The sequence below is a fragment of the Stenotrophomonas sp. PE591 genome (genome assembly GCF_018320795.1).
Classification (GTDB): Bacteria; Pseudomonadota; Gammaproteobacteria; order Xanthomonadales; family Xanthomonadaceae; genus Stenotrophomonas; species Stenotrophomonas maltophilia.
Genome location: NZ_JAAOKO010000013.1, coordinates 21,037 through 41,819 on the forward strand (window position 1 = coordinate 21,037; position 20,783 = coordinate 41,819).

Here is a 20,783-nt window from a genome sequence, read left to right on the forward strand (position 1 = left end):
CGCCTCTTGACCCTATAGCTGCTACGGACTTTACCCTTTGAGGCCTCCGGGGGCTATGGCGCACGGGAGAGGAGGTTGCCCTGTCGTGGAATCCTGCCCTTGACTCCGTAGCAGGTACGGGGTGTACGCTCACCGTTGCAACTGGTTCCCATTGCCGTTTATTGCCCTTCACCTAGGCGCTCTCCGTGACCAACTCCCTCTGTCGTTGCCTGCTGATCGCGTTATTGGCTTGGCTGTCCTTCCCAGCCTTCGCCACCGCGCCGTCCGCGGTCAACCCGCGCCAGACCTGGCAGCTGCTGGACTATGTGGCCGTCGACTATGGCACGGCCGTGAAATCCGGCAGCGTCGCGTCCGAGGCCGAGTACGCGGAGATGCGTGAATTTGCAGGGGCGGTGCGAACCCAATTGGCCGCACTGCCGTCGACGCCCGGCCAGGCCGGTCTGATCGCCCAAGCTGATCAGCTGGTAACCGCTGTCGAGTCTAAGTCCGACGCCAAGCACGTCGCCGATCTAGCGCATCGGCTGGCCGACGGCCTGCTGGCCAACTACCCGGTCGGTGCCGTGCCGGCGACGCCGCCCGATCCGGCCCGGGGGGCGCAGCTCTACGCCGCGCAATGCACTGCCTGCCACGGTCCGGCCGGCCACGGAGATGGGCCGGCTGCGGCGAGCTTGGACCCGCCGCCCATTGCCTTCACCGATGCCACCCGCGCCGCCCAGCGCAGTCCCTTCGCCTTGTACGAAGCGATTTCCCAAGGGATCCAGGGAACGGCCATGACCGGCTTCTCGTCCCTGCCGGAAGCCGATCGCTGGGCGCTGGCGTTCTACGTCGGCAGCTTGTCGCATTCGCCGCAGATGCGGGCCGAGGGCGAAGCGCTGTGGCGCGACGCGCCGGCCTGGCACCAGCGCCTTCCCACGCTGGAAGCGCTGACCCGCACCAGCGAGGCGGATCTGATCGCCGCCGGCAGTCAGGACGCGCAGGCGCGGGCCATCATCGCTTACCTGCGCGGGCAGCCGCAGGCCGTCCAGACCGCAGCTTCGGGCGTGGCAGCAGTCCAATCGCTCGCACTGGCCCGGCAACGGATGGCCGAGAGCCTCCGCGCCTATCAGGCGGGCGATGCCGGGCAGGCCAAGACGGCGGCTTTGTCGGCGTACCTGGATGGCGTCGAACCGGTCGAGCCCACACTCGCCGCGCGGGACAACGCGCTGATGCGTGGGCTCGAAACCACCATGGCGCGCTATCGCGATGCCATCGGCCGCCGCGTTCCTGCCTCCGATGCGACAGCGCAGGCGACGGAGGTGAGCGCGCTGTTCGATCGCGCCGAGGCGGTCTTGCGGGATGCGCACACCGATCGCACCACGGCGTTCCTGGGCAGCTTTACCATCCTGCTCCGCGAAGGGATCGAGGCGTTGTTGATCGTGATCGGCATGATTGCCTTCCTGCGCAAGGCCGAACGTCGCGAGGTCCTGCCGGCGGTGCACGCCGGTTGGGTCGGGGCGTTGCTGGCGGGTGTGGCAACCTGGGCCATCGCGACCCATCTGGTCGATGTGAGCGGCGCCAACCGTGAGGTCACCGAAGGCGTGTCGGCGTTGTTCGCTGCAGTGGTGCTGCTCAGCGTGGGCATCTGGATGCACCAGAAAAGCCTGGCTGGGCGTTGGCAGCAGTACCTGCACGCCAAGGTCTCGGCTGCGCTGACCCGGCGCTCTGCGGTCTTCCTGTTCATGCTGGCCTTCGTCGCGGTCTACCGCGAAGTGTTCGAGACGATCCTGTTCTTCATCGCGATGTGGAACCAGAAAAACAGCACCGCGATTCTGGGTGGGCTGGTCGCCGGTAGCGTCGTGTTGGCCGGGGTGGCGTACTGGATGCTGCGCATGAGCAAGCGCCTGCCGATTGGCCAGTTCTTCTCGATCAGTTCGATCCTGATTGCCGTGCTCGCCGTCGTGCTGGTCGGCAAGGGCATCGCGGCGCTGCAGGAAGCTGGCTGGGTCGGTCAGGCGCTGGTCGCCGCGCCGCGTATCGATTGGCTGGGCGTGTACCCCTCCTGGCAATCCCTGCTGGCGCAGTTGGCCGTGGCGGTGATCGCTATCGGCAGTTTTTATTACAATGCGCGCAACTCTCGCGTGCCCCCGCAAGCCGTCAAGGGAGACCGCGCGCAATGAGCACGTCTTGCAACAGCTGTGGTGACTCGGCGACCATGGCTCAACTTCCGGCGCCTTCACTCCAGGTTATGCGTTATCGCATCGCGAACATGGACTGCCCCGCCGAGGAGGCGCTGATCCGGAACAAGCTCGGCCAAGTGCCCGGCGTGACGGACCTGCAGTTCAACCTGGTGCAGCGCACGCTGACAGTGCTTCACCAGTTGCCTGCGCTGGCCCCCGTGGAAGACGCGCTGGCGGCGATCGGCATGCAGGCGGTGCCATTGGAGACGACGGCGTCTGCCGTTGAAACGGCGCTGCATATCGCGAACATGGATTGCCCCACCGAGGAAAGCCTCATTCGCGGCAAGTTGAGTGGCATGCCGGGGGTGGACGCGCTGGCCTTCAATCTCGTGCAACGCACCCTGACCGTCCGCCACGCGACCGGTGTCTTGTCGGATGTGCTAGCCGCCTTGAAGTCGCTGGGCTTCGAGGCCGAAGCGGTCGCCACGGCCGGCAGCGCAGATTCGACTGCACCGGTGCAGACCCGGACAGCCTGGTGGCCGTTGATCGTTTCCGGCGCGGCGGCACTGCTCGCCGAGGTCATGTCGTGGCTCGGGGCCCCTGCGTGGCTGGTCATAGCACTGGCGCTGGTGGCGATCGGTACGGGCGGCCTGTCGACCTACAAGAAGGGCTGGATTGCGCTGAAGAACCGCAATCTCAACATGAACGCCCTGATGTCGATCGCGGTCACCGGCGCGATGCTGATCGGCCATTGGCCGGAGGCGGCCATGGTGATGGTGCTGTTCGCGCTGGCCGAGGTGATCGAGGCCAGATCGCTGGATCGCGCGCGCAATGCGATCCGGGGCTTGATGGACCTGGCGCCCGAACGGGCCACGGTGCTGCAGGACGGCAACCGATGGGTCGAGGCGGATGCCAAGACGGTCGCGCTCGATAGCCGGGTGCGGGTCAAGCCGGGCGAGCGCATCGCGCTGGACGGCGTGGTGGTCCTTGGCCGCTCCACGATTAACCAGGCGCCGATCACCGGCGAGAGCCTTCCTGTCGAAAAGGCCGAGGGCGATCTGGTGTTCGCCGGCACCGTCAACGAAGCCGGTTCGCTCGAATATCGGGTCACGGCCACGGCCAATGATTCCACCCTCGCGCGCATCATCCACGCGGTGGAGGCGGCGCAGGGCAATCGTGCGCCCACCCAGCGCTTCGTCGACCAGTTTGCGCGCTGGTACACCCCGCTGGTGTTTGCCGTCGCCATCGGCGTCGCGGTAGTGCCGCCCCTGTTGATGGGCGCGGCGTGGCTGGAATGGACCTACCGGGCGCTGGTGCTGCTGGTGATCGCCTGTCCTTGCGCACTGGTGATCTCCACCCCGGTGAGCATCGTCAGCGGACTGGCCGCGGCGGCACGGCACGGCATCCTGATCAAGGGCGGCGTGTACCTGGAGAATGGTCGCAAGCTGCGATGGCTGGCGCTCGACAAAACCGGGACGATCACCCACGGCAAACCCAAGCAGACCGACTTCGTCGCATGGGGCGAGGCGGACCCAGGCCTGACTCGCGCGGTCGCGGTCAGCTTGGCCGCTCGCTCCGACCACCCCGTCTCCAAGGCCATTGCCGTGGCGGGACAGGACGATGCGGTGACCGTGCGTGAAGTCGAGGACTTCGCCGCCTTGCCGGGCCGCGGCGTACGCGGCCAGGTGGCAGGTGTGCTTTACCACTTGGGCAACCATCGGCTGGTGCAGGAGCTGGGTGCCAGCTCGGCAGCGTTGGAAGCGCATTTCAGCAGCTTGGAAACACAAGGCAAGAGCGTCGTGGCGCTGGTGGCAAGCGATGGCGTGCAGGCCCTCTTCGCCGTGGCCGACACGGTCAAGGACAGCAGCCGACAGGCCATTGCCGAACTGCACGCACTCGGCGTCAAGACCCTGATGCTGACTGGCGACAATCCGCACACCGCGCAGGCCATCGCCCGCGAAGTCGGCATCGACCGGGCCCAGGGCAACCTGCTGCCCGAAGACAAGCTGCGGGAAATGGAAGCCCTCGCCGCACAGGGCACCAGCGGCATGGTCGGCGACGGCATCAACGATGCCCCGGCGCTGGCGCGGGCTGATATCGGCTTTGCGATGGGCGCGGCCGGGTCCGACACCGCCATCGAAACCGCCGATGTGGCCTTGATGGACGACGACCTGCGCAAGATTCCCGCCTTCGTCGGGCTGTCGAAGGCCACGGCCCGGGTTTTGGCACAGAACATCGCTCTGGCGCTCGGCATCAAGGCGGTGTTCCTGGTGCTCACCTTAGCTGGTCAGGCTACGATGTGGGCTGCGGTGTTTGCCGACATGGGCGCGAGCCTGCTGGTCGTCGGCAACGGCATGCGCTTGCTGCGGAAGTTATCTTCGGCCCGCAAGTGAGAGGAGGACGCCATGACACGGTCGAAGGAAGTCGCTAAGTTCTTCTCCTGTTTTGAAACCTTCCATGCGCTCGTGCACGGCTATCTTTTGGGGGGCGGGCACGGATCTAAGTGTGTTGGGGATTCAGGTAGCCGTCCACTGAACCCTCACGGGCGTGTTCGTCAACGCCGCCATTGCGGTCGCATTGCGGCTATAGGCTTGGCGAGGCGACAGGCATCCTGAATGATATTTCAAAGCTCACCTGTTGCTGGCCATGCCGGAGGGTTGAAGTCCGCCGCGTCCCGTGCCTTGCTTGCGCGCTTGCGCACTTCCGCGCGGTTGGTTGTGCTGGTGCTGTTGATCTTCGTCATGAAGATTGGCGCTGCCGCCGCGTGTACCCGGCATGATTTCGTTGATCTGGGCCATGGTACGAAGGCCTCGCTCGAGACCGTAGTGAATGTGCCAGCGGACGATGGCGAGGGTGCGTCGAGGAAGGAGCCCGGCGGGTGTTCGCACTGCAGTTGCCACCACGCCGCCGTTATGGCGCCCGAAACCTTCTTCAGCTTCCCCCTCCCACCGCAGGATGTGGCGGTACTGCTCGCCGGCGTGCGGCGCAGCATTACGTCTTGTTTGGAACTTAGGCCACCGATCGCCTAACCGGCCTGTGGTTTGCCCCCTCGGCGCGGAGCGTCGAGGAATGTTGTCGATTCAGAGGATCCTTCCAATGCACCTTGTTCGTTCGACGCGCCGACGCGCTGTCGCCTGGCTGGCCATCGCGCTGTTCGCCTGCTTGCTGGCAGGACAGGCATGGGCCGCCCAAGCGCCCGGGGCCATGGCCCCGGCGCCCCTCCGCGCGGCGCTTCTGGCCGCCTGGCAGCGCCATCCCAGTTACCGTGCCACCGAAGCACAACTCGCTGCCGCTCGCGCACGGCTGGCAGCAGCGGGACAGCCGCTGTACAACCCCGAAGTCGAGCTGACCCGCGAGGAAGAAGGCGACGAACGTACGTCGACTGCTGGACTCAGCCTCACGCTTGATATCAGTGGCAAACGCCGCGTACGCCGTGATGCAGCCGCAGCGCGGGTCGATCAGGCCACGGCGGAAGCGCAAATGCACCGTCGCGATTTCGTCAAACAATGGTTCGCCAGTTGGGCTGATCTGCAATCGGCACAACAGCGGTTCCGTACTGGCGAGCGCCGTTTGGAACTGGTGTCCCGATTTGCAATGCTGGCCGAAAAGCAGTTCGCAGCCGACGACATTTCCGGAATCGAGCGGGATCTCGCTCAACTCGCCCACGACGAAGCGCAAGCCGAGCAATCCCAGCTGATTGCAGAACGCGGGGAAGCCGAAGCGCGCTTTCGGGCTGTGGGCGGCAGCCCCGAATTGGTTGCGAGCGTACTCTTGCCCAGCAAAACCCTGCCACCGCCTGTTACGCCTGCGGAAGGCGTCGAGCAATTGCCGGAGTGGCAGGTCGCACATGCGGCGGCGCTGGCTGCCGAGCGGGATGTCACGGTGGCGCGTCGTGATCGCATAGCAAACCCGACACTGGCCGTTCGCGGCGGACGCAAGGACATCGGCCCGGTGACTGACAACATTGTCGGTTTCTCGATCAGCATTCCGTTGTTCGTCCGCAACTCATATCGTGCCGAAGTAGCGGCGGCCACCGCCGAGGCCGATGTGGCCGCAGCGGTGGCTGAACGCACCACAATGGAACTGACAGCGGATCGTCAGCGCGCCATCGGCAGCTACGGTGCCGCGCAGTCCGCCTGGTCGCGCTGGCAAGGTAGCAGGGGCACCGATGTGGAGCGCCGCGCCAGCTTGCTGGAGAAACTCTGGCAGGAAGGCGAACTGTCCACCGCCGATTACCTGTTGCAGCTCAAGCAGACCCTTGACACCCAGCTCGCTGGTGCCGAACTTGAGGCGCGCCTGTGGCGCAGCTATGCCGACTACCTCGCCGCCACCGGTCAGCTTGAACGCTGGGCCGGTATGGAAGGCACCCCATGAGAGAGATTTCGATGGATCGCATGCGTTTGTTAACCCTGCCGCTGACCGCCGCATTGCTGCTGGCGCTGGCCGCTTGTTCCAAATCCCCCGATGCAGGCGCGGCCAAGCCTGGGGCCGAAACCGCGAATTCCGAACAGGCGGGTGGTGAGGGCCACGCCGAAGGCGGTGAAGAAGAAGCCGCCAGTTCGGTGAAGATGGACGATGCCGCGATGAAAGCCGCCGGCATCCGCTTGCAGACACTGCGGCCGTCGGCGCTCAGCGAGGAACTGCGCGCTCCGGGCGAAGTGGTGGATACGGGCTATGGCACGACCTTGATCACCCCCCAGGTGGAGGCGCTGGTCGTGCGCCGGCACGCCAAGCTCGGCGATGAAGTCCGCGCCGGCGCGCCGCTGGCGACACTGACAAGCGTCGATGTTTCCGACGCGCAAGCCGAGCTGCGCATCGCCGAACAGGAATGGCGCCGGGTTTCAGCACTTGGCCGTGAAGCCGTCGCCGGCCGTCGCATTACCGAAGCAAAGGTCGCGGTCGATCGCGCCCGGGCCAAGGCGCAGGCCTACGGACTGCCTGGCACCGCCAGCGGTGGCGTCAACGGCCAGTTCACGCTGACCGCGCCGCATGCTGGCCGCATCACCGAAGACGACTTCGTCGTCGGTGAGCGTATCGAACCGGGCAAGGCCTTGTTCCGTCTGGTCGATGAGTCCGTCGTATGGGTCGATGCCAAGCTGCAGGCGGGTACCGCACACCGCATCCGCCCTAGCCAGGAAGCGGTGGTGCTCTTTGACGGCGAGCGCTTGGCCGGTACCGTGCAGCAGGCCGCGCACCGCACCTCCGACGCTACGCGCAATGCCGTCGTGCGCATCAAGGTGCCGAACCAGGGCGATCGCCTGCACAGCGGTGACTTCGTCGATGTGTTCTTCGAGGCAACGGGAAGCGCCCAGGCCGACAGCCGTGCCGCCACGGAGGTTGCCGTGCCAAACGACGCACTGGTGCAACTGGCCGGTGACACCGTCGTCTTTCGCCGCAACGCGGAAGGTGCTCTGGAGCCGGTGCCGGTGCGCACGGGCGAGGTGATCGGCGACCGGACCCTGATCCGGGACGGTCTCAAGCCGGGCGACACGGTGGTGGTCGCAGGCGCGTTTGCGCTCAAGTCGCAGATGCTCAAGTCCCAGTTGGGAGAAGAAGAATGAGCCGCGAACTGCGCACAAGGGTGCGAGGTAACGCGCCATGCTGAATCGCCTGGTCGAACTGTCCCTGCGTTACAAGTTCCTGGTCCTGATCGTGTTCGCGGTGGTGGCCTTCCTCGGCATCAGCGCCGTGCGCAACGTGCCGATCGATGCGTTTCCCGACGTCACCCCGGTCCAGGTCAATGTCTACACCGAATCCCCGGGCCTGGCGGCCGAGGATGTCGAGCAGTTGCTGACCACGCCGGTGGAATCGGCGCTGGCCGGCTTGCCCAAGGTGCAGGAAATCCGTTCGGTCAGTCTGTTCGGGCTGTCGTACGTGTCGGTCTATTTCAAGGACGACATGGACATCTACTTCGCCCGTCAGCTGGTCAACGAACGCCTGCAGGAAATCGGCGATCGCCTGCCAGAAGGCTACGGGAAACCAAGCATGGGCCCGAATACGTCCGGGCTGGGGCAGGTGTACTGGTACACGGTCGAGCGCGCCCCGGGTGTCAGCAAGGAACAGGTCACCGACATGGACCTGCGCACCTGGCAGGAGTGGACGGTGCGCCTGATCCTGCGCACCGCGCCTGGCGTGGACGACGTGAGTTCCTGGGGCGGCGGCGAGCGCCAGTTCCAGGTACAGATCGATCCTCAGCGCTTGTATGCACGCCACCTGGGCTTCAGCGATGTCATCAACGCCATCCCCGCCAATAACGGCCAGGTCGGCGGCAATGTCATGGATGTCGGCCGCGAGCAATTCCTCGTCCGTGGCCTGGGCTTGCTGAAGTCGGTCGAGGACATTGGCGCCATCGTGCTGAAGTCCGAAGACGGCGTTCCGGTGTACCTGCGCGACGTGGCCCGCGTAACGGAGGCCCCTGCACCGCGCTTCGGTGCCGTGACCCGTGATGGCCAAGAGGTCGTCATGGGCCAGGCACTGGCCCGCATCGGCGAGAACGCAAAAAACGTCGTCGAAGCCGTCAAGGGCAAGCTGGAGGTCGTTCGGGCGGCGCTGCCCAAGACCATGGTGCTGCGCCCCATCTACGAGCGCACCGACCTGGTCAACAAGGCGGTGGAAACCGCCGTGCGGGCGCTGATCGAAGGCTCCATCCTGGTCGCGATCATCCTGTTCCTGTTCCTGGGCGAGGTGCGCTCGGCGCTGGTGGTGATCGTTACCCTGCCGCTGGCGATGTTGATCGCTTTCATCGGCATGGGCCAAGCCGGACTATCGGCCAACCTGATGTCGCTGGCCGGCTTGGCCATTGGCATCGGCATGATGGTCGATGGCGCGGTGGTGATGGTGGAAAACGCGTTCCGGATCATGGCCGAACGCCTCGAACACGGCGAGAAGGTCGACAGAACTTCGGCAGTGCTGGCGGCGGCGAAGGAAGTCGCCAACCCGATCGCCTTTGCCATCATCATCATTATCGTGGTGTTCCTGCCGCTGTTTGCGCTGGAAGGCCTCGAAGGCAAGATGTTCAAGCCGATGGCGTTCAACATCGCCTTCGCCATGGCCGGCTCGCTGATCCTGAGCCTGACCCTGATTCCGGTGCTGGCGTCGATGATCCTCAAGCCCAAGGAGGAGCGCGACACCTGGCTGGTCGCCCGGATCAAGTGCATCTACCGGCCATTGCTGGACAAGGCCCTGGCCAAAAAGCGGACGGTGGTGATCAGTGCGGTGGCAGCCCTGATCGTGAGCCTGGCGCTGTTCCCGTTCCTGGGCAAGGAGTTCATGCCACAGCTGCAGGAAGGCTCGATCATGTGGCGCGTGACCGGCATTCCATCGACCTCGCTGAACGAATCGATCCGCACCAGCAACACCATCGCCGCAGCCTTCAAGCAATTCCCGGAAGTGGAAACCACCCTCTCCATGATCGGTCGTGCCGAGAAGGGCGACACCGCCGACGTCAACTACATGGAGATCTACACCGCCCTCAAGCCGGAGGACGAGTGGACCACCGGTCGGAATATCAAAGAGCTGGAAGCGGCGATGCAGGAAACGCTGGAGAAGGTGGTGCCCAATGTAGTGCCGAGCTACACCCAACCGATCCAGATGCGCGTGGAAGAGCTCATTTCCGGCGTGCGCGCCACGCTTGCCCTAAAGCTCTACGGTGAGGATCTGCGCGAACTCGACAAGCTTAGCGGGCGCCTCAAGAGCACCCTTGCCACGGTGCCGGGCGTCGCCGACCTTGCCCTTGAAGCCAATCTCGGCAAGCCGCAGATCCGCATCCAGGTCAACCGGGACGAGTTGGCGTTGTATGGGCTGAATGCCGAGGACGTGCTGACGATCGTGCGCAATGGGCTGGGCGGCGAACCGGTCAGCGTACTGTTGGACGGCGTCAAGCGCTTCGATATTGCCGTGCGCCTCGACGACAGCGCCCGCGTGTCCGTTGAATCCGTGCGTCACATTCCCCTGCGAACGGCTTCCGGTGCGCTGGTGCCCCTGTCACGCGTGGCGGAGATCAGCATCGCCGAAGGCTATTCGTTCGTCCGCCGCGAGCAGTTGCAGCGCTACGCGGTGATCCAGATGGACGTGCGCGGTCGCGATGTCGATGGCTTCGTGAAGGACGCCAACGCGGCGATCAAGCAGCAGGTGCACTTGCCTCCCGGCTACTGGATCGAATGGGGCGGCGCCTTCGAGAACCAGCAACGGGCGCTAGCCAAGTTGGCGTTGATCGTGCCGGTCACGATCTTCTTCATCTTCGTGCTGCTCTACACCGCGTTCAACTCGGTCAAGTACGCCACGCTGATCATCGCAAACGTGCCGTTCGCCACCATCGGCGGCCTGATCGCTCTGGCGGTCACCGGACAGTACCTGTCGGTGCCCTCGGCCATCGGTTTCATCGCCGTGTTCGGCGTGGCCATGCTCAACGGCATTGTGCTGGTGAGCTTCCTCAACGAGCTGCGCGACAAGGGCTTGTCGGTCCGCGAAGCGGTGGTACAGGGCACCGCGCTGCGCCTGCGGCCGGTGCTGATGACCGCCAGCGTCGCCATTCTCGGCCTGGTGCCCATGCTGCTGTCCACCGGCGTAGGCGCGGAAACGCAGCGTCCGCTGGCGACCGTGGTGGTGGGTGGCCTGATCAGTTCGACGCTGTTGACGCTTGTGCTGTTGCCGGTGCTGTATGATTGGCTCGAAACCCGCGCCGAACGCAAGGCGGCCGGATCCAACCCGCAGGAGACCGTGTGATGAAACAGATCAAGGCGTTCGTGCACCGCAACCGGGTTTCCGACCTGATCCACGCGCTGGAAGCCGCCGGCTTCCAGCGCCTGAGCCTGTTCGACGTGAAGGGACTGCTGCGCGCCTTGAGTGCGCGCGAGCAGGAGTATTCGGTCGAGTTCGGCGACCAGGTGATCAATGAGGTGCAGATGGAGCTGTTCTGCAAGGATGAGGACGTGGCTCGGGCCGTGGAAATCTTCCGCCGTGTCGGGCGGACGGGGCGACCGGACGCGGGCTGGGTCTATATCAGCCCGGTGGAGCAAGCATTCCCCATCGACGGCACCGCGTAGGACCCAAGGGAGCTGGCACGTCATGCAAACACACAGCGCAGTCCGAGAATTCTTGGTTCCAGTGGGGCTGGCAGCACTGGCCGTCGTGCCCGCGCTGTACCTGCGCGTGTCCGGGAGCAGCGTCGGCGCCCTGGGCGACATGGCGCTGTTCGGCATGGCGATTCTGGCCTCCGGCTTCCTGCTGTCGTGGGGCGCGGAGGCTGCCGAGAAGTACATCGCCACCAGCTTCGTGCTGGCGGTGGTCGCACTTATTACGGTGCTCCCCGAATACGCGGTGGACTTCTACTACGCCTACCGCGCGGGCCAAGATCCGGCGTCCGGGTATGTGGCCTACGCCGCCGCCAACATGACCGGTGCCAATCGGCTGTTGATCGGGCTTGCCTGGCCGCTGCTGGTGGGGTTGCACTGGTGGCGCTCGCGGCAACGCGGGATTGCGTTGCAGGTCGAAAATTCGGTCGAAATCGTCTTCCTTGCGTTGGCGAGCGCGTATGCCTTCGTCATCATCCTGAAGGATCGCATCGGCCTGTTCGATTTCGTCGTGCTGGGTGCCTTGTTCTTCCTGTACCTGTGGCGCACATCAAAGACGGAGAACGAAGAAGAGGAAGAAGACGAAGAACCGGGCCCGGGAGCCGTGATCGCGCGGTTCTCGCCCGGCAAGCGCTGGACGGTGATGGTGCTGATGGGCGTGGTGGCCGCAGGCGTGATCCTGCTGGCGGCCGAACCCTTCGCCGAATCGCTGGTGGCTTCCGGCCGGCGCCTGGGGATGGACGAGTTCCTGTTGATCCAGTGGCTGGCGCCGCTGGCCAGCGAAGCGCCGGCGGTCACCATCGCGATCCTGTTCGTCCTGGACGGCCGTGCCCGTGCGGGCCTGACGACCATGATCAGCGACAAGATCAACCAGTGGACCTTGCTGGTAGGCATGTTGCCGATTGCCATGAGCATTGGCGCCGGCGAGTTGACCTCATTGCCATTGGGCGCACGCCAGCACGAGGAATTCTTCCTGACCGCCGCTCAGTCGATGTTCGCGCTGGCATTGCTGGTGCGCATGCGACTGAGCCTGGTTGGCGCCGTGGCGCTGGCGGTGCTGTTCGTCGGGCAGCTGATGCTGGCGTTCTTCTACCAATCCAACCCCGAGCGGGAAATCTTCGTGCTGACGGCCATCGCCTGGCTCTATCTGGCGTTGGCGAGCATGCTCTTGGCGCGTGACGCCGGGCGCGTTCCCGCGCTGCTGCGAGCGGCGTGGCCGGCCCGAGAGCGCAATCATGCGTGAGATACACACCGCGCAGGGCCGCGCGCCGCGAATGCCGAGCGCACTGCCGTGGCTCGGTGTGTCCGCCATCGTATTGGCGGTCGATCATCTGACCAAGTATTGGGTGCTGACCGCGTTGCCGGAGCACATCGCGGTGCCCGTGGTCGACCCCTGGTGGAACTGGTACCGCTCCTACAACACGGGCGCCGCCTTCAGCTTCCTCAGCTCGGCCGGCGGCTGGCAACGCCATGTCCTGACGTTCCTGGCGCTGGCGGTCGCCGCGCTGTTGACGCGTTGGCTCACCAAGCTGCCACGTCATGCATGGCCGCCGGCGCTTGCCTACGCCCTTGTTATCGGCGGCGCCTTGGGCAATGCGGTGGATCGCATCCTGCGCGGGCACGTGGTGGATTTCATCCAGTGGCATTGGCGCGACTGGTACTGGCCCGCATTCAACCTAGCCGATGTCGCCATCGTCACCGGTGCAGTAATTCTGATGTTGCAAGGCATCTGTCGGCGCGGCTAGAACGGCTTGTCGCGTGGTTCATTCAACGAGAACGAATAGTGGACGCAAGCTTGATGCTCGACCTGGTCACCATCGGTGGCGGGCCGGGCGGCTAACCACGCTACGAAGCCAAAACCAATTCGTTTTCGTAAGGTTCCGGAAAATCGCCCACATCGTTGTTGTCTAGCGCGAGGTGTGATGTGAATTGCGCCGAGATCCTCATCGGCGCCCTGATGTCATCCAGGGAGGTGCGGGAATTCTCGCGACGCACGAGAGGCACGACGTAAGGCCCGTTCGGGCGCAATTTCATAACGCGCGACTAGCCGACCCAACGGCAACGGCCAGTGCGACGCATGGCGATACATGGCCACCATGCGCCGCTGGGATTCAGCTTACTGGGCTGGCATGATCTGGGTGATCGTCGCTTCCATGGCCTGTGCCTGGAACTCGAAATGTACCTTCTGACCCGCCTGTACCGAGGCGATTTGTTCAGGTGTGGCCTTGAAGCCCATCGTCATCGCCGGCCAACCCAGCGCGTCCACCGGGCCGTGGGCGATGGTGATCTTGCCAGCGGCCGCATCGACGGCTTCGACAGTACCCGTAGCCGATGCCGTCTTGGCCGATTGCGCCATGTCGCCAGTGGCCGGTTTTGCCTGGTCGGCCATTGGCGCGTGCTCCGCAGCTGGCATGGGCGTGTTGTCGGTTCCTTGCATAGCGGTGTCACCGCTGGGTGCCTGCGAGCAGGCCGCCAACAGCAGCGTAGTCAATGCGGAAACGAATAGGGTCATTTTCATACGGTTCTCCTTCGGTAGTTGCGTAGTTCGATTGCAGGTTGGTGCGACGGCAGCGCAATCGGACTGCCGTCGTTGGTTCCGGTGGTGCTGCTTCAATGCGGCTTACGGTCGGCCGATAGCGGATATACCTCATCGAAGCGGCGCGCCTTGCCTTCGACCAACGTAGCGGCCACGCAGCGCCCAGCTACGTCGGCATCGATCCGTGCTGTGCCGACGGGGCGTTCGCGGAAGGTCGGCGGGAACTTCGGGTTGCCGAATTGCTGGCGGCGTACCAGTTGAACCTGCTGGCCGGCGACCGGCGGTACTGCCTGTGGATCGAAGCACAACTGCAGGGTGTGGTCGGACACGGTCTTGACCGAGCCCAGACGGTGCGCGGCGGTCGTGGTGGTGCAAGCACTCAACATTCCGAGGGCGGCAGTCAAGATAGCGGTAACGAAATGACGTTTCATGATGAATCTCCTAAAGTTGTCAAGTGAGCGAACCCAATGCGCCGCTCACGTCGCGGTGTCCACCGATACGGCAGACGAAGTTCGAGACAGAGCGCGCCCGCGCAGCAGGCGGAACGCGGCCGGAATGACGAGCATCGACAACAGGGGCGCGGTCACCATGCCGCCGAGCATCGGCGCGGCGATGCGCTGCATGACCTCTGAGCCGGCGCCGGCGCCGATGAACAACGGGAACAGGCCGGCGAAGATCACGGCGACGGTCATGGCTTTGGGGCGCACGCGAAGCACCGCGCCTTCGCGGATTGCGGCTTCCAGCGTGGCGACCGTGGCCGGTTCGCCCGCGGCCAGATGCCGTTCCCAAGCGTGGCGCAGGTACAGCAGCATGATCACGCCGAACTCGGCGGCGACCCCGCCGAGCCCGATGAAACCGATCATCGTTGCGATCGACACGGCATGACCCAGCATCCAGATGAGCCACAGCCCGCCGACCAGCGCCAACGGCAGGGTGAGCAGGATGATCGCGACCTCGCCGAAGCGCCGGAAAACCAGCCAGATGACCAGAAAGATGATGGCCAGTGCGGCCGGTACCACCCACTGCAACCGGGCCAAGGCGCGCTGCAGGTACTCGTACTGACCCGACCAGGCGATGCCGTAACCCGGTGGCAGCTTCACCTGCACGGCAACAGCGCGTTGCAAGTCGGCGACCACCGATCCGAGGTCGCGGCCAGCAACGTCGACATAGATGTACCCGACCAGGCGGCCGTTGTCGCTTTTGAGCATGGGTGGCCCGGGGCTCAACGACACGTCGGCTACCTGGCCCAGGGTGAGCTGCACGCCACCGGGTGCGACCAGTGGCAGCTGTACCAGCGCATCCAGCGAGTCGCGTTGTCCACGCGGGTAACGCAGCACGATCGGGTAACGCTCGCGGCCTTCGATCGTCTCGCCGATCGGATCACCGCCGACCACGGTCGCGATGAGCGTCTGCAATTCGGCTTGGCTCAGGCCGTAGCGTGCTGCAATCCCCGGGCGGATGTGCACGTCGACATAGCGCCCGCCAGTGACGCGCTCGGCCAGCGCGGAACGCACGCCCGGCACGGTCTTGGCCACGCGTTCGACGTCGCTGCTGAGCTGCTCAATCACGCCGATGTCCGGCCCCGATACCTTGATGCCAATCGGGCTCTTGATGCCGGTGGCGAGCATGTCGACGCGATTGCGGATCGGGGGCACCCACAGGTTGGTCAGCCCCGGCACCTTCACTGCAGCATCGAGTTCGGCGCGCAACTTGTCCGGCGTCATCCCCGGCCGCCACTGGTCGCGAGGTTTGAACGTCACCGTGGTCTCGAACATCTCGATCGGTGCCGGATCGGTAGCTGTCTCGGCTCTACCAGCCTTGCCGAACACGTGCGCGACCTCGGGCACGGTCTTGATCATGCGGTCGGACAGTTGCAGCAGTTGCCGGGCCTTGTCCGCCGACAGGCCCGGCAGCGCCGTGGGCATGTACAGCAACGTGCCTTCCTCCAGCGGCGGCATGAACTCGCTGCCCAGGCGCGTGTACGGAATCACGGTCAGTAGCAACAGCGCGCCGCTCAACCCCAAGGTCAGGCGCGGATGCCGCAGTACCCAGTCCAGCACCGGCCGGTAACCGGCGATCAGCACCCGGTTGATGGGGTTCTGCTGCTCCGGGCGGATGCGGCCCCGGATCAAGTAGCCCATCAACACCGGAATCAGCGTCACCGACAGGACGGCAGCGGCGGCCATCGCGTAGGTCTTGGTGTAGGCCAATGGTGAGAACAGCCGACCTTCCTGCGCCTGCAACGCGAACACCGGAATAAACGAGAGCGTGATCACCAGCAGGCTGGCGAACAACGCGGGGCCGACTTCAGCGGCGGACTGCGCCATCAGCCGCCAGCGCGCTTCGCCTTGTGGTTCATCGCCGTGTTCCTCGCGCCAATGCTCCAGGTGCTTGTGCGCGTTCTCGATCATGACGACGGCCGCATCGACCATGGCACCGATGGCGATCGCGATGCCGCCCAGCGACAGCAGGTTGGCGGTGATGCCCTGGTAGCGCATGACGATGAACGCGGCCAGCACACCCAGCGGCAACGTGATCACCGCCACCAGCGCCGAGCGCAGGTGCCAGAGGAACAGTGCACATACCAGAGCCACGACCAGGAACTCCTCACCGAGCTTGTGGGTAAGGTTGCGCACGGCTTCGTGGATCAGTTCGGAGCGGTCGTAAACCGGCACGATCTCCACGCCTTTGGGCAAGTTGGCCTGCAAATCCTTCAATCGTGTCTTGACGTTCTCGATTGCGGTCAGCGCATCCTTGCCGGTGCGCAGCACGATCACGCCACCGGCGACTTCACCTTCGCCGTCCAATTCGGCGATGCCACGGCGGAAGGTCGGGCCGCGAGCGATGGTCGCGACCTCGCCGAGCAGCACCGGCACGCCCTCGGTCGTGCTGACAATCGGCACCTGCTCGAACGCGGCCTGGCTGTGCAGATAACCTTCGCTGCGCACCATCAGCTCGGCTTCGCCCTGTTCGATTACCGAACCCCCGGTGGCGCCATTAGCCGCATCAACGGCGTCGACCAGCTGCGCCACGGTGAGGCCGCGGGCGGCCAACGCCTGCGGATCAGGCGCGATCTGCCAGGCGCGTACCGCGCCGCCGATGCTGGCGACCTCGGCCACGTCGGGGATGGTCTTGAGCTCGTAGCGCAGGAACCAGTCCTGCAGGGCGCGCAGCTGGCCAAGATCATGCTGGCCGGTGCGATCGACCAGCGCGTACTGGTAAATCCAGCCCAGCCCGGTGGCGTCCGGGCCGAGTGCGGGACTCACGCCTTGCGGCAGCCGGTCGCGCACCTGACTCAGGTACTCCAGCACGCGCGAGCGCGCCCAATAAAGGTCGGTGGCGTCATCGAACAGGATGTAGACGAAGGAATCACCAAAGAACGAAAAGCCACGCACCGCCTTGACGCCCGGCACCGACAGCATCGTCGTCGCCAGCGGATAGGTGACCTGGTCCTCGACGATGCGTGGAGTCTGCCCCAGCCACTGCGTGCGGATGATCACCTGCGTGTCGGACAGGTCCGGCAGCGCGTCCAGTGGCGTGTGTCGCACCGACCACACGCCGGCGATGACGAGCAGCACGGCTGCCATCAGCACCAGCACACGGTTGGCGATGCAGGCGTGGATCAGGCGGGCGATCATGGCTGCTTCTCCGGGCTTGCCAACGGCACATCGCGGATGGTGCAGTCGGGCGCCGCACCCGGTCCGAATTTCGGCACCAGTTGCATGTCCATGAAGGGCGATTTGCCGGGCTGGTCGAAGTGCTGGCCCGGCTTCATCGGGTCATACCAGTACTGCACCGGGCACGAGCGCGGCGGTGCGACAGCAGCGGGCTTTGCCGGCGTCGATGTTGGGACGATTTCCGGCGCGCTACTCGGCGATAGTGCTTTCATGGGCACTGCCGGCGACGCGGTTTCCGGTGCCCCCAGACGTTCCAGTGCGCCGGACAGACTGGCCTCGGAATCGATCAGAAATTGACCGGAGACCACGACATGCTCGCCCCCCTTGAGTCCGGTCAGGACTTCGGTGCGACCGTTGCTACTGCGCCCCGTCGAGACGCGCACCGGACGGAAGCCGCCGCTGGCGTCCTGCACGATGACGCGACTGTCGGCACCGGTCGCGATCAGTGCCTCGGTCGGCACCAGCGGAACTGCCGTGCCGGCCTGCGGTTGCAACGTCACTTCGGCGAACATGCCCGGCGCCAACACACCGTCAGGATTGCGCAGCACGATGCGCGCCCGCTGCGTGCGGCTGGCGATATCGACCAGCGGCAACAGCGCTTCGACTTCCCCGGCGAAGGTCTGGCCGGGTATGGCGCTGACGATGGCTTCCACCGATGTGCCGGGGTGCAGGGACGTGGCGCTGGCCTGCGGAATCGCGGCTTCCAGCCACAGGGTGTCGATGCCGTTGACGCGGAACAGCGGTGTGCCTGGCATCACCGTCTGGCCTTCGCGGGCGAGCACTTCGGTGACGACACCATTACTGGGTGCACTCAGCGTCACGCTGCCGTCGCGGGCCATGCCACTCGGCACGCCCAACACGCGCAGGCGTTGCTGGGCGGCAGACTGCAGCTCCCGCGCCGAAGTCGACTGCGCCTGGCGCAGCGCCTGGGCCTCGGCCAGGGCACTGCTCCAACTCGGTGCCAGCAACGCCGCCAGCGGCTGGCCACGCGCGACCTTCGTGTACGGAGCTTTCACCTGCACCCGGCTCACGATCCCTTCGACACGGGCGCTGACTACCGATTCCTGACGCAGGTCCCAGGTCAGTGTGCCCGGCACGCGCACCGTGGACGCCAGGCGACTGACTTCGACGGGCGCGGTGCGAATGCCGACGCTCTGCTGCAGTCCGGCGTCGATGCGCACGCCGCCGCCGGCAACTTCGTCGGCGTACTTGGGCACCAACTGCATGTCCATGAAGGGCGACTTGCCGGCCTTGTCGAAGTGCTGGTCCGGCACCATCGGGTCGTACCAGTACAGCACCTTGCGCTCGCTCTGACTCGCCATCGGCGCGGCAGTCATCGGCTTCATGTCTGGACCGACGCGACGCTGCGCCCACCAATAGCCGGTGCCGAGACCTATGGCCAGCAGTGCAACCGCGGCAGTCGCCAGCATTAAACGGGTCGTCGTGGACGTCATGGTGTGCTCTCCTCGGGCAGCAAATAGGCCAACGCTGCCCAGGCGCGGCCGAGTTCGCCCAAGTGGCGGGCGTGTTCGATATGCAATGCAATTTCGTCGCGACGCGCTTCCAGCCACGGTTGCAGGTCACCGCCACCGGCGTAGGCCGCTAGCGCGCTCTTCGCGCGGTCATGGGCCAGCGGAAGAGATTGGGTTTCCTTGCGGGCCACCTGGCGTTGTAGGCCCTGCCAGTCGGCCAAGGTGCGGCGTACGGCTTCGGTCTGGACGCGGCGGGCATCTTCGCGTTCGGCGGCCACCGCATCCAACTCGGCACGCCGCGCCGCCACGCCGCGGTCCTGCCGATTGCGCGGAAACAGCGGCAGGTCGATGGCGAACTCGACCATCAGCATGTCGCTACGGGAAACACCGTTCGGCATCCGGTCACGTTGCCCATAGGTCACGCCGAGGCTCCAATCGGGCCGCTTCTCGGCGATGGCAGCGTCGACTTCCGCTTCAGCCAGGGCTTCGCGCGAGCGCCATGGCAGCAGCGGCCCTTGGCTGTCGATCGAGGCCAGCAGCGTGGCCGGATCGACAGGCAGTTCCGTCAACTCGGGCGGTGCATCCTCGGCTTCCACATCGACAGGATCCACGCCAAGCCACCGCGCCAAGCCAGCGCGAGCGGCTTCCAACGCGGCCAGCGCGGCATCAATCCGATTCTCCAATTCCAGCGCCGCCGCTTGCGTGGCCAGGGTGTCGGTCACCGTGCCAGTGGCACCCGTCAAACGCCCCTTGGCGGCGTGGACGGCGATGGAGGCCGGTTCCCGCAGGGTCTGCAGCGCAGCAACTTCGCGCTGAGCAGCCCACAGGGCAATCCAGGCCTCGGCCGTGCCTCGCTGAACCGCCAACTGTTCGGCCACCGACAGCGCCTCGGCTTGCTCGATCCCGCGATCGGCTACGGCCTGACGCGCTTGGCGTTTGGCGCGAGCCGGGAACGCCTGCATCACGCCGATCTGCTTCATGGTCATGTCGTCGGCACGAAAATCGAACGCGTCGGCGCCGGTGACCGGCCAGTTGGTGAGGCCCAGCGTCAGCTTGGGATCGGGCAAGGCAGCGGCGCGGACAGCTTCTTCCTGGGTCGCCGCAATTTGTGACTGGCGCGCCTTGAGCAAGGGAGCGCGCTCGGCCGCCAGGCGCTGCGCGTCATTGAAAGAGATGCCAGCCGCGATGGACCAGGCAGGGGTGACCATGAAACCGATGGCCAGCATCCACGCAGGCCAACGACGAGTTCTGCACTGGCGGTGCAGTGAGAATGGAAAGGTCATGAAACCTCCGAACGTGCAACGACGAGCGCGCCGCCGAAATCGTCAGCGCGGGAATAGGTCGCGGTCGGGGGCTAGATCTGCAAGCTACAGAAGCGCTGCGCCGGCGGTGGATCGGACTGGCAGGTGGGCACGTCTTCGTAGTACTGGGCCTGCAACGGCGGCAGTAGTGTCTCGGTCAGGGTGAAGTGACGCGCCGGCAATGCCAGCGGCGGGACCTGCGGGGTTTTAAGGTCAGGTTGGGCGACATGATCGCGCTGACAGTGCTGGTCGCACAGCACTGGTGCGGCCGGGTCTGGCATCTCCATGCCTTCGCAGCCGGCCATCATCATCTTCGGCTCCGGCGGCGTCTCGGCGATCGGGCACGCGTAGGCGGCCAGCGCAACCTGCTGGAACAGCAGCGCAAGCAACGCCAGCCAAGCAAAGCGCAGACGGAGTGATCGAGTCCGGAGCGCACGCAGTTTCATGGCCATTTCTCGCAATACAACGCGACCCCGTGGCCAGAGGGCACCACGGACAGACTTCGCGTGAGAGGGGCCGAGGACTGGGGCATCGCCAAGCAAGTGTACTGCGGACTGTTCGCTTGGAAGC

At 65.3% G+C, this 20,783-nt stretch carries 15 protein-coding genes; 8 read left to right on the forward strand and 7 right to left on the reverse strand.

Going from position 1 to position 20,783, the window contains the following annotated elements:
- Positions 1 to 185 precede the first annotated feature (185 nt).
- Complete coding sequence (locus JLDANKMP_RS21050; RefSeq protein ID WP_041863422.1) at positions 186 to 2,156, forward strand: cytochrome c/FTR1 family iron permease; 1,971 nt, start codon at positions 186 to 188, stop codon at positions 2,154 to 2,156.
- Positions 2,153 to 4,549 carry a heavy metal translocating P-type ATPase gene (locus JLDANKMP_RS21055; RefSeq protein WP_041863421.1) on the forward strand — a complete coding sequence of 799 codons (2,397 nt, stop codon included), beginning with the start codon at positions 2,153 to 2,155 and terminating at the stop codon, positions 4,547 to 4,549. The genes JLDANKMP_RS21050 and JLDANKMP_RS21055 overlap by 4 nt, the downstream gene beginning before the upstream one ends.
- A 237-nt stretch (positions 4,550 to 4,786) precedes the next feature.
- Here the strand turns inward: JLDANKMP_RS21055 and JLDANKMP_RS21060 are convergent, their stop codons facing one another.
- Entirely contained in the window at positions 4,787 to 4,954 is a 168-nt protein-coding gene (locus tag JLDANKMP_RS21060) for a hypothetical protein (RefSeq protein ID WP_158454140.1), read from the reverse strand.
- Between the two features lie 298 nt (positions 4,955 to 5,252).
- Between JLDANKMP_RS21060 and JLDANKMP_RS21065 the strand changes: the two genes are divergently transcribed.
- The 6 genes from JLDANKMP_RS21065 to lspA all read left to right on the forward strand — a co-directional run bounded on the left by JLDANKMP_RS21065 (position 5,253) and on the right by lspA (position 12,972).
- On the forward strand, positions 5,253 to 6,530 hold the full coding sequence (locus JLDANKMP_RS21065; RefSeq protein WP_158454139.1) for a TolC family protein: 1,278 nt from the start codon (positions 5,253 to 5,255) through the stop codon (positions 6,528 to 6,530).
- A 53-nt stretch (positions 6,531 to 6,583) separates the two neighbouring features.
- Complete coding sequence (locus JLDANKMP_RS21070; protein WP_212562032.1) at positions 6,584 to 7,717, forward strand: efflux RND transporter periplasmic adaptor subunit; 1,134 nt, start codon at positions 6,584 to 6,586, stop codon at positions 7,715 to 7,717.
- Between the two features lie 37 nt (positions 7,718 to 7,754).
- Positions 7,755 to 10,880, forward strand: a complete 3,126-nt coding sequence (locus tag JLDANKMP_RS21075; protein WP_212562033.1) for a CusA/CzcA family heavy metal efflux RND transporter — start codon at positions 7,755 to 7,757, stop codon at positions 10,878 to 10,880.
- Positions 10,880 to 11,200 (forward strand): P-II family nitrogen regulator, encoded by a 321-nt coding sequence (locus JLDANKMP_RS21080; protein ID WP_041863417.1) that lies wholly within the window; start codon positions 10,880 to 10,882, stop codon positions 11,198 to 11,200. The genes JLDANKMP_RS21075 and JLDANKMP_RS21080 overlap by 1 nt, the downstream gene beginning before the upstream one ends.
- Before the next feature lie 85 nt (positions 11,201 to 11,285).
- Positions 11,286 to 12,470, forward strand: coding sequence for a sodium:proton exchanger (locus JLDANKMP_RS21085; RefSeq protein WP_197593451.1), 1,185 nt, complete (start codon positions 11,286 to 11,288; stop codon positions 12,468 to 12,470).
- On the forward strand, positions 12,463 to 12,972 hold the full coding sequence (lspA, locus tag JLDANKMP_RS21090; protein WP_232503945.1) for a signal peptidase II: 510 nt from the start codon (positions 12,463 to 12,465) through the stop codon (positions 12,970 to 12,972). The genes JLDANKMP_RS21085 and lspA overlap by 8 nt, the downstream gene beginning before the upstream one ends.
- Positions 12,973 to 13,343: 371 nt before the next feature.
- Here the strand turns inward: lspA and JLDANKMP_RS21095 are convergent, their stop codons facing one another.
- From JLDANKMP_RS21095 to JLDANKMP_RS21120, 6 genes are all read right to left on the reverse strand, one after another.
- Entirely contained in the window at positions 13,344 to 13,718 is a 375-nt protein-coding gene (locus tag JLDANKMP_RS21095; protein ID WP_198408824.1) for a copper-binding protein, read from the reverse strand.
- Between the two features lie 119 nt (positions 13,719 to 13,837).
- Positions 13,838 to 14,194: a hypothetical protein gene (locus JLDANKMP_RS21100; RefSeq protein WP_141098700.1), complete on the reverse strand. Its 357-nt coding sequence runs from the start codon at positions 14,192 to 14,194 to the stop codon at positions 13,838 to 13,840.
- Between the two features lie 45 nt (positions 14,195 to 14,239).
- Positions 14,240 to 17,401, reverse strand: a complete 3,162-nt coding sequence (locus tag JLDANKMP_RS21105; protein ID WP_212562034.1) for a CusA/CzcA family heavy metal efflux RND transporter — start codon at positions 17,399 to 17,401, stop codon at positions 14,240 to 14,242.
- Positions 17,398 to 18,894: an efflux RND transporter periplasmic adaptor subunit gene (locus JLDANKMP_RS22420; protein ID WP_041863412.1), complete on the reverse strand. Its 1,497-nt coding sequence runs from the start codon at positions 18,892 to 18,894 to the stop codon at positions 17,398 to 17,400. The genes JLDANKMP_RS21105 and JLDANKMP_RS22420 overlap by 4 nt, the downstream gene beginning before the upstream one ends.
- On the reverse strand, positions 18,891 to 20,195 hold the full coding sequence (locus JLDANKMP_RS21115; protein ID WP_249337032.1) for a TolC family protein: 1,305 nt from the start codon (positions 20,193 to 20,195) through the stop codon (positions 18,891 to 18,893). Before JLDANKMP_RS21115 ends, JLDANKMP_RS22420 begins: the two co-directional genes overlap by 4 nt.
- A 71-nt stretch (positions 20,196 to 20,266) precedes the next feature.
- Entirely contained in the window at positions 20,267 to 20,659 is a 393-nt protein-coding gene (locus JLDANKMP_RS21120; RefSeq protein WP_080053033.1) for a hypothetical protein, read from the reverse strand.
- Positions 20,660 to 20,783 lie beyond the last annotated feature (124 nt).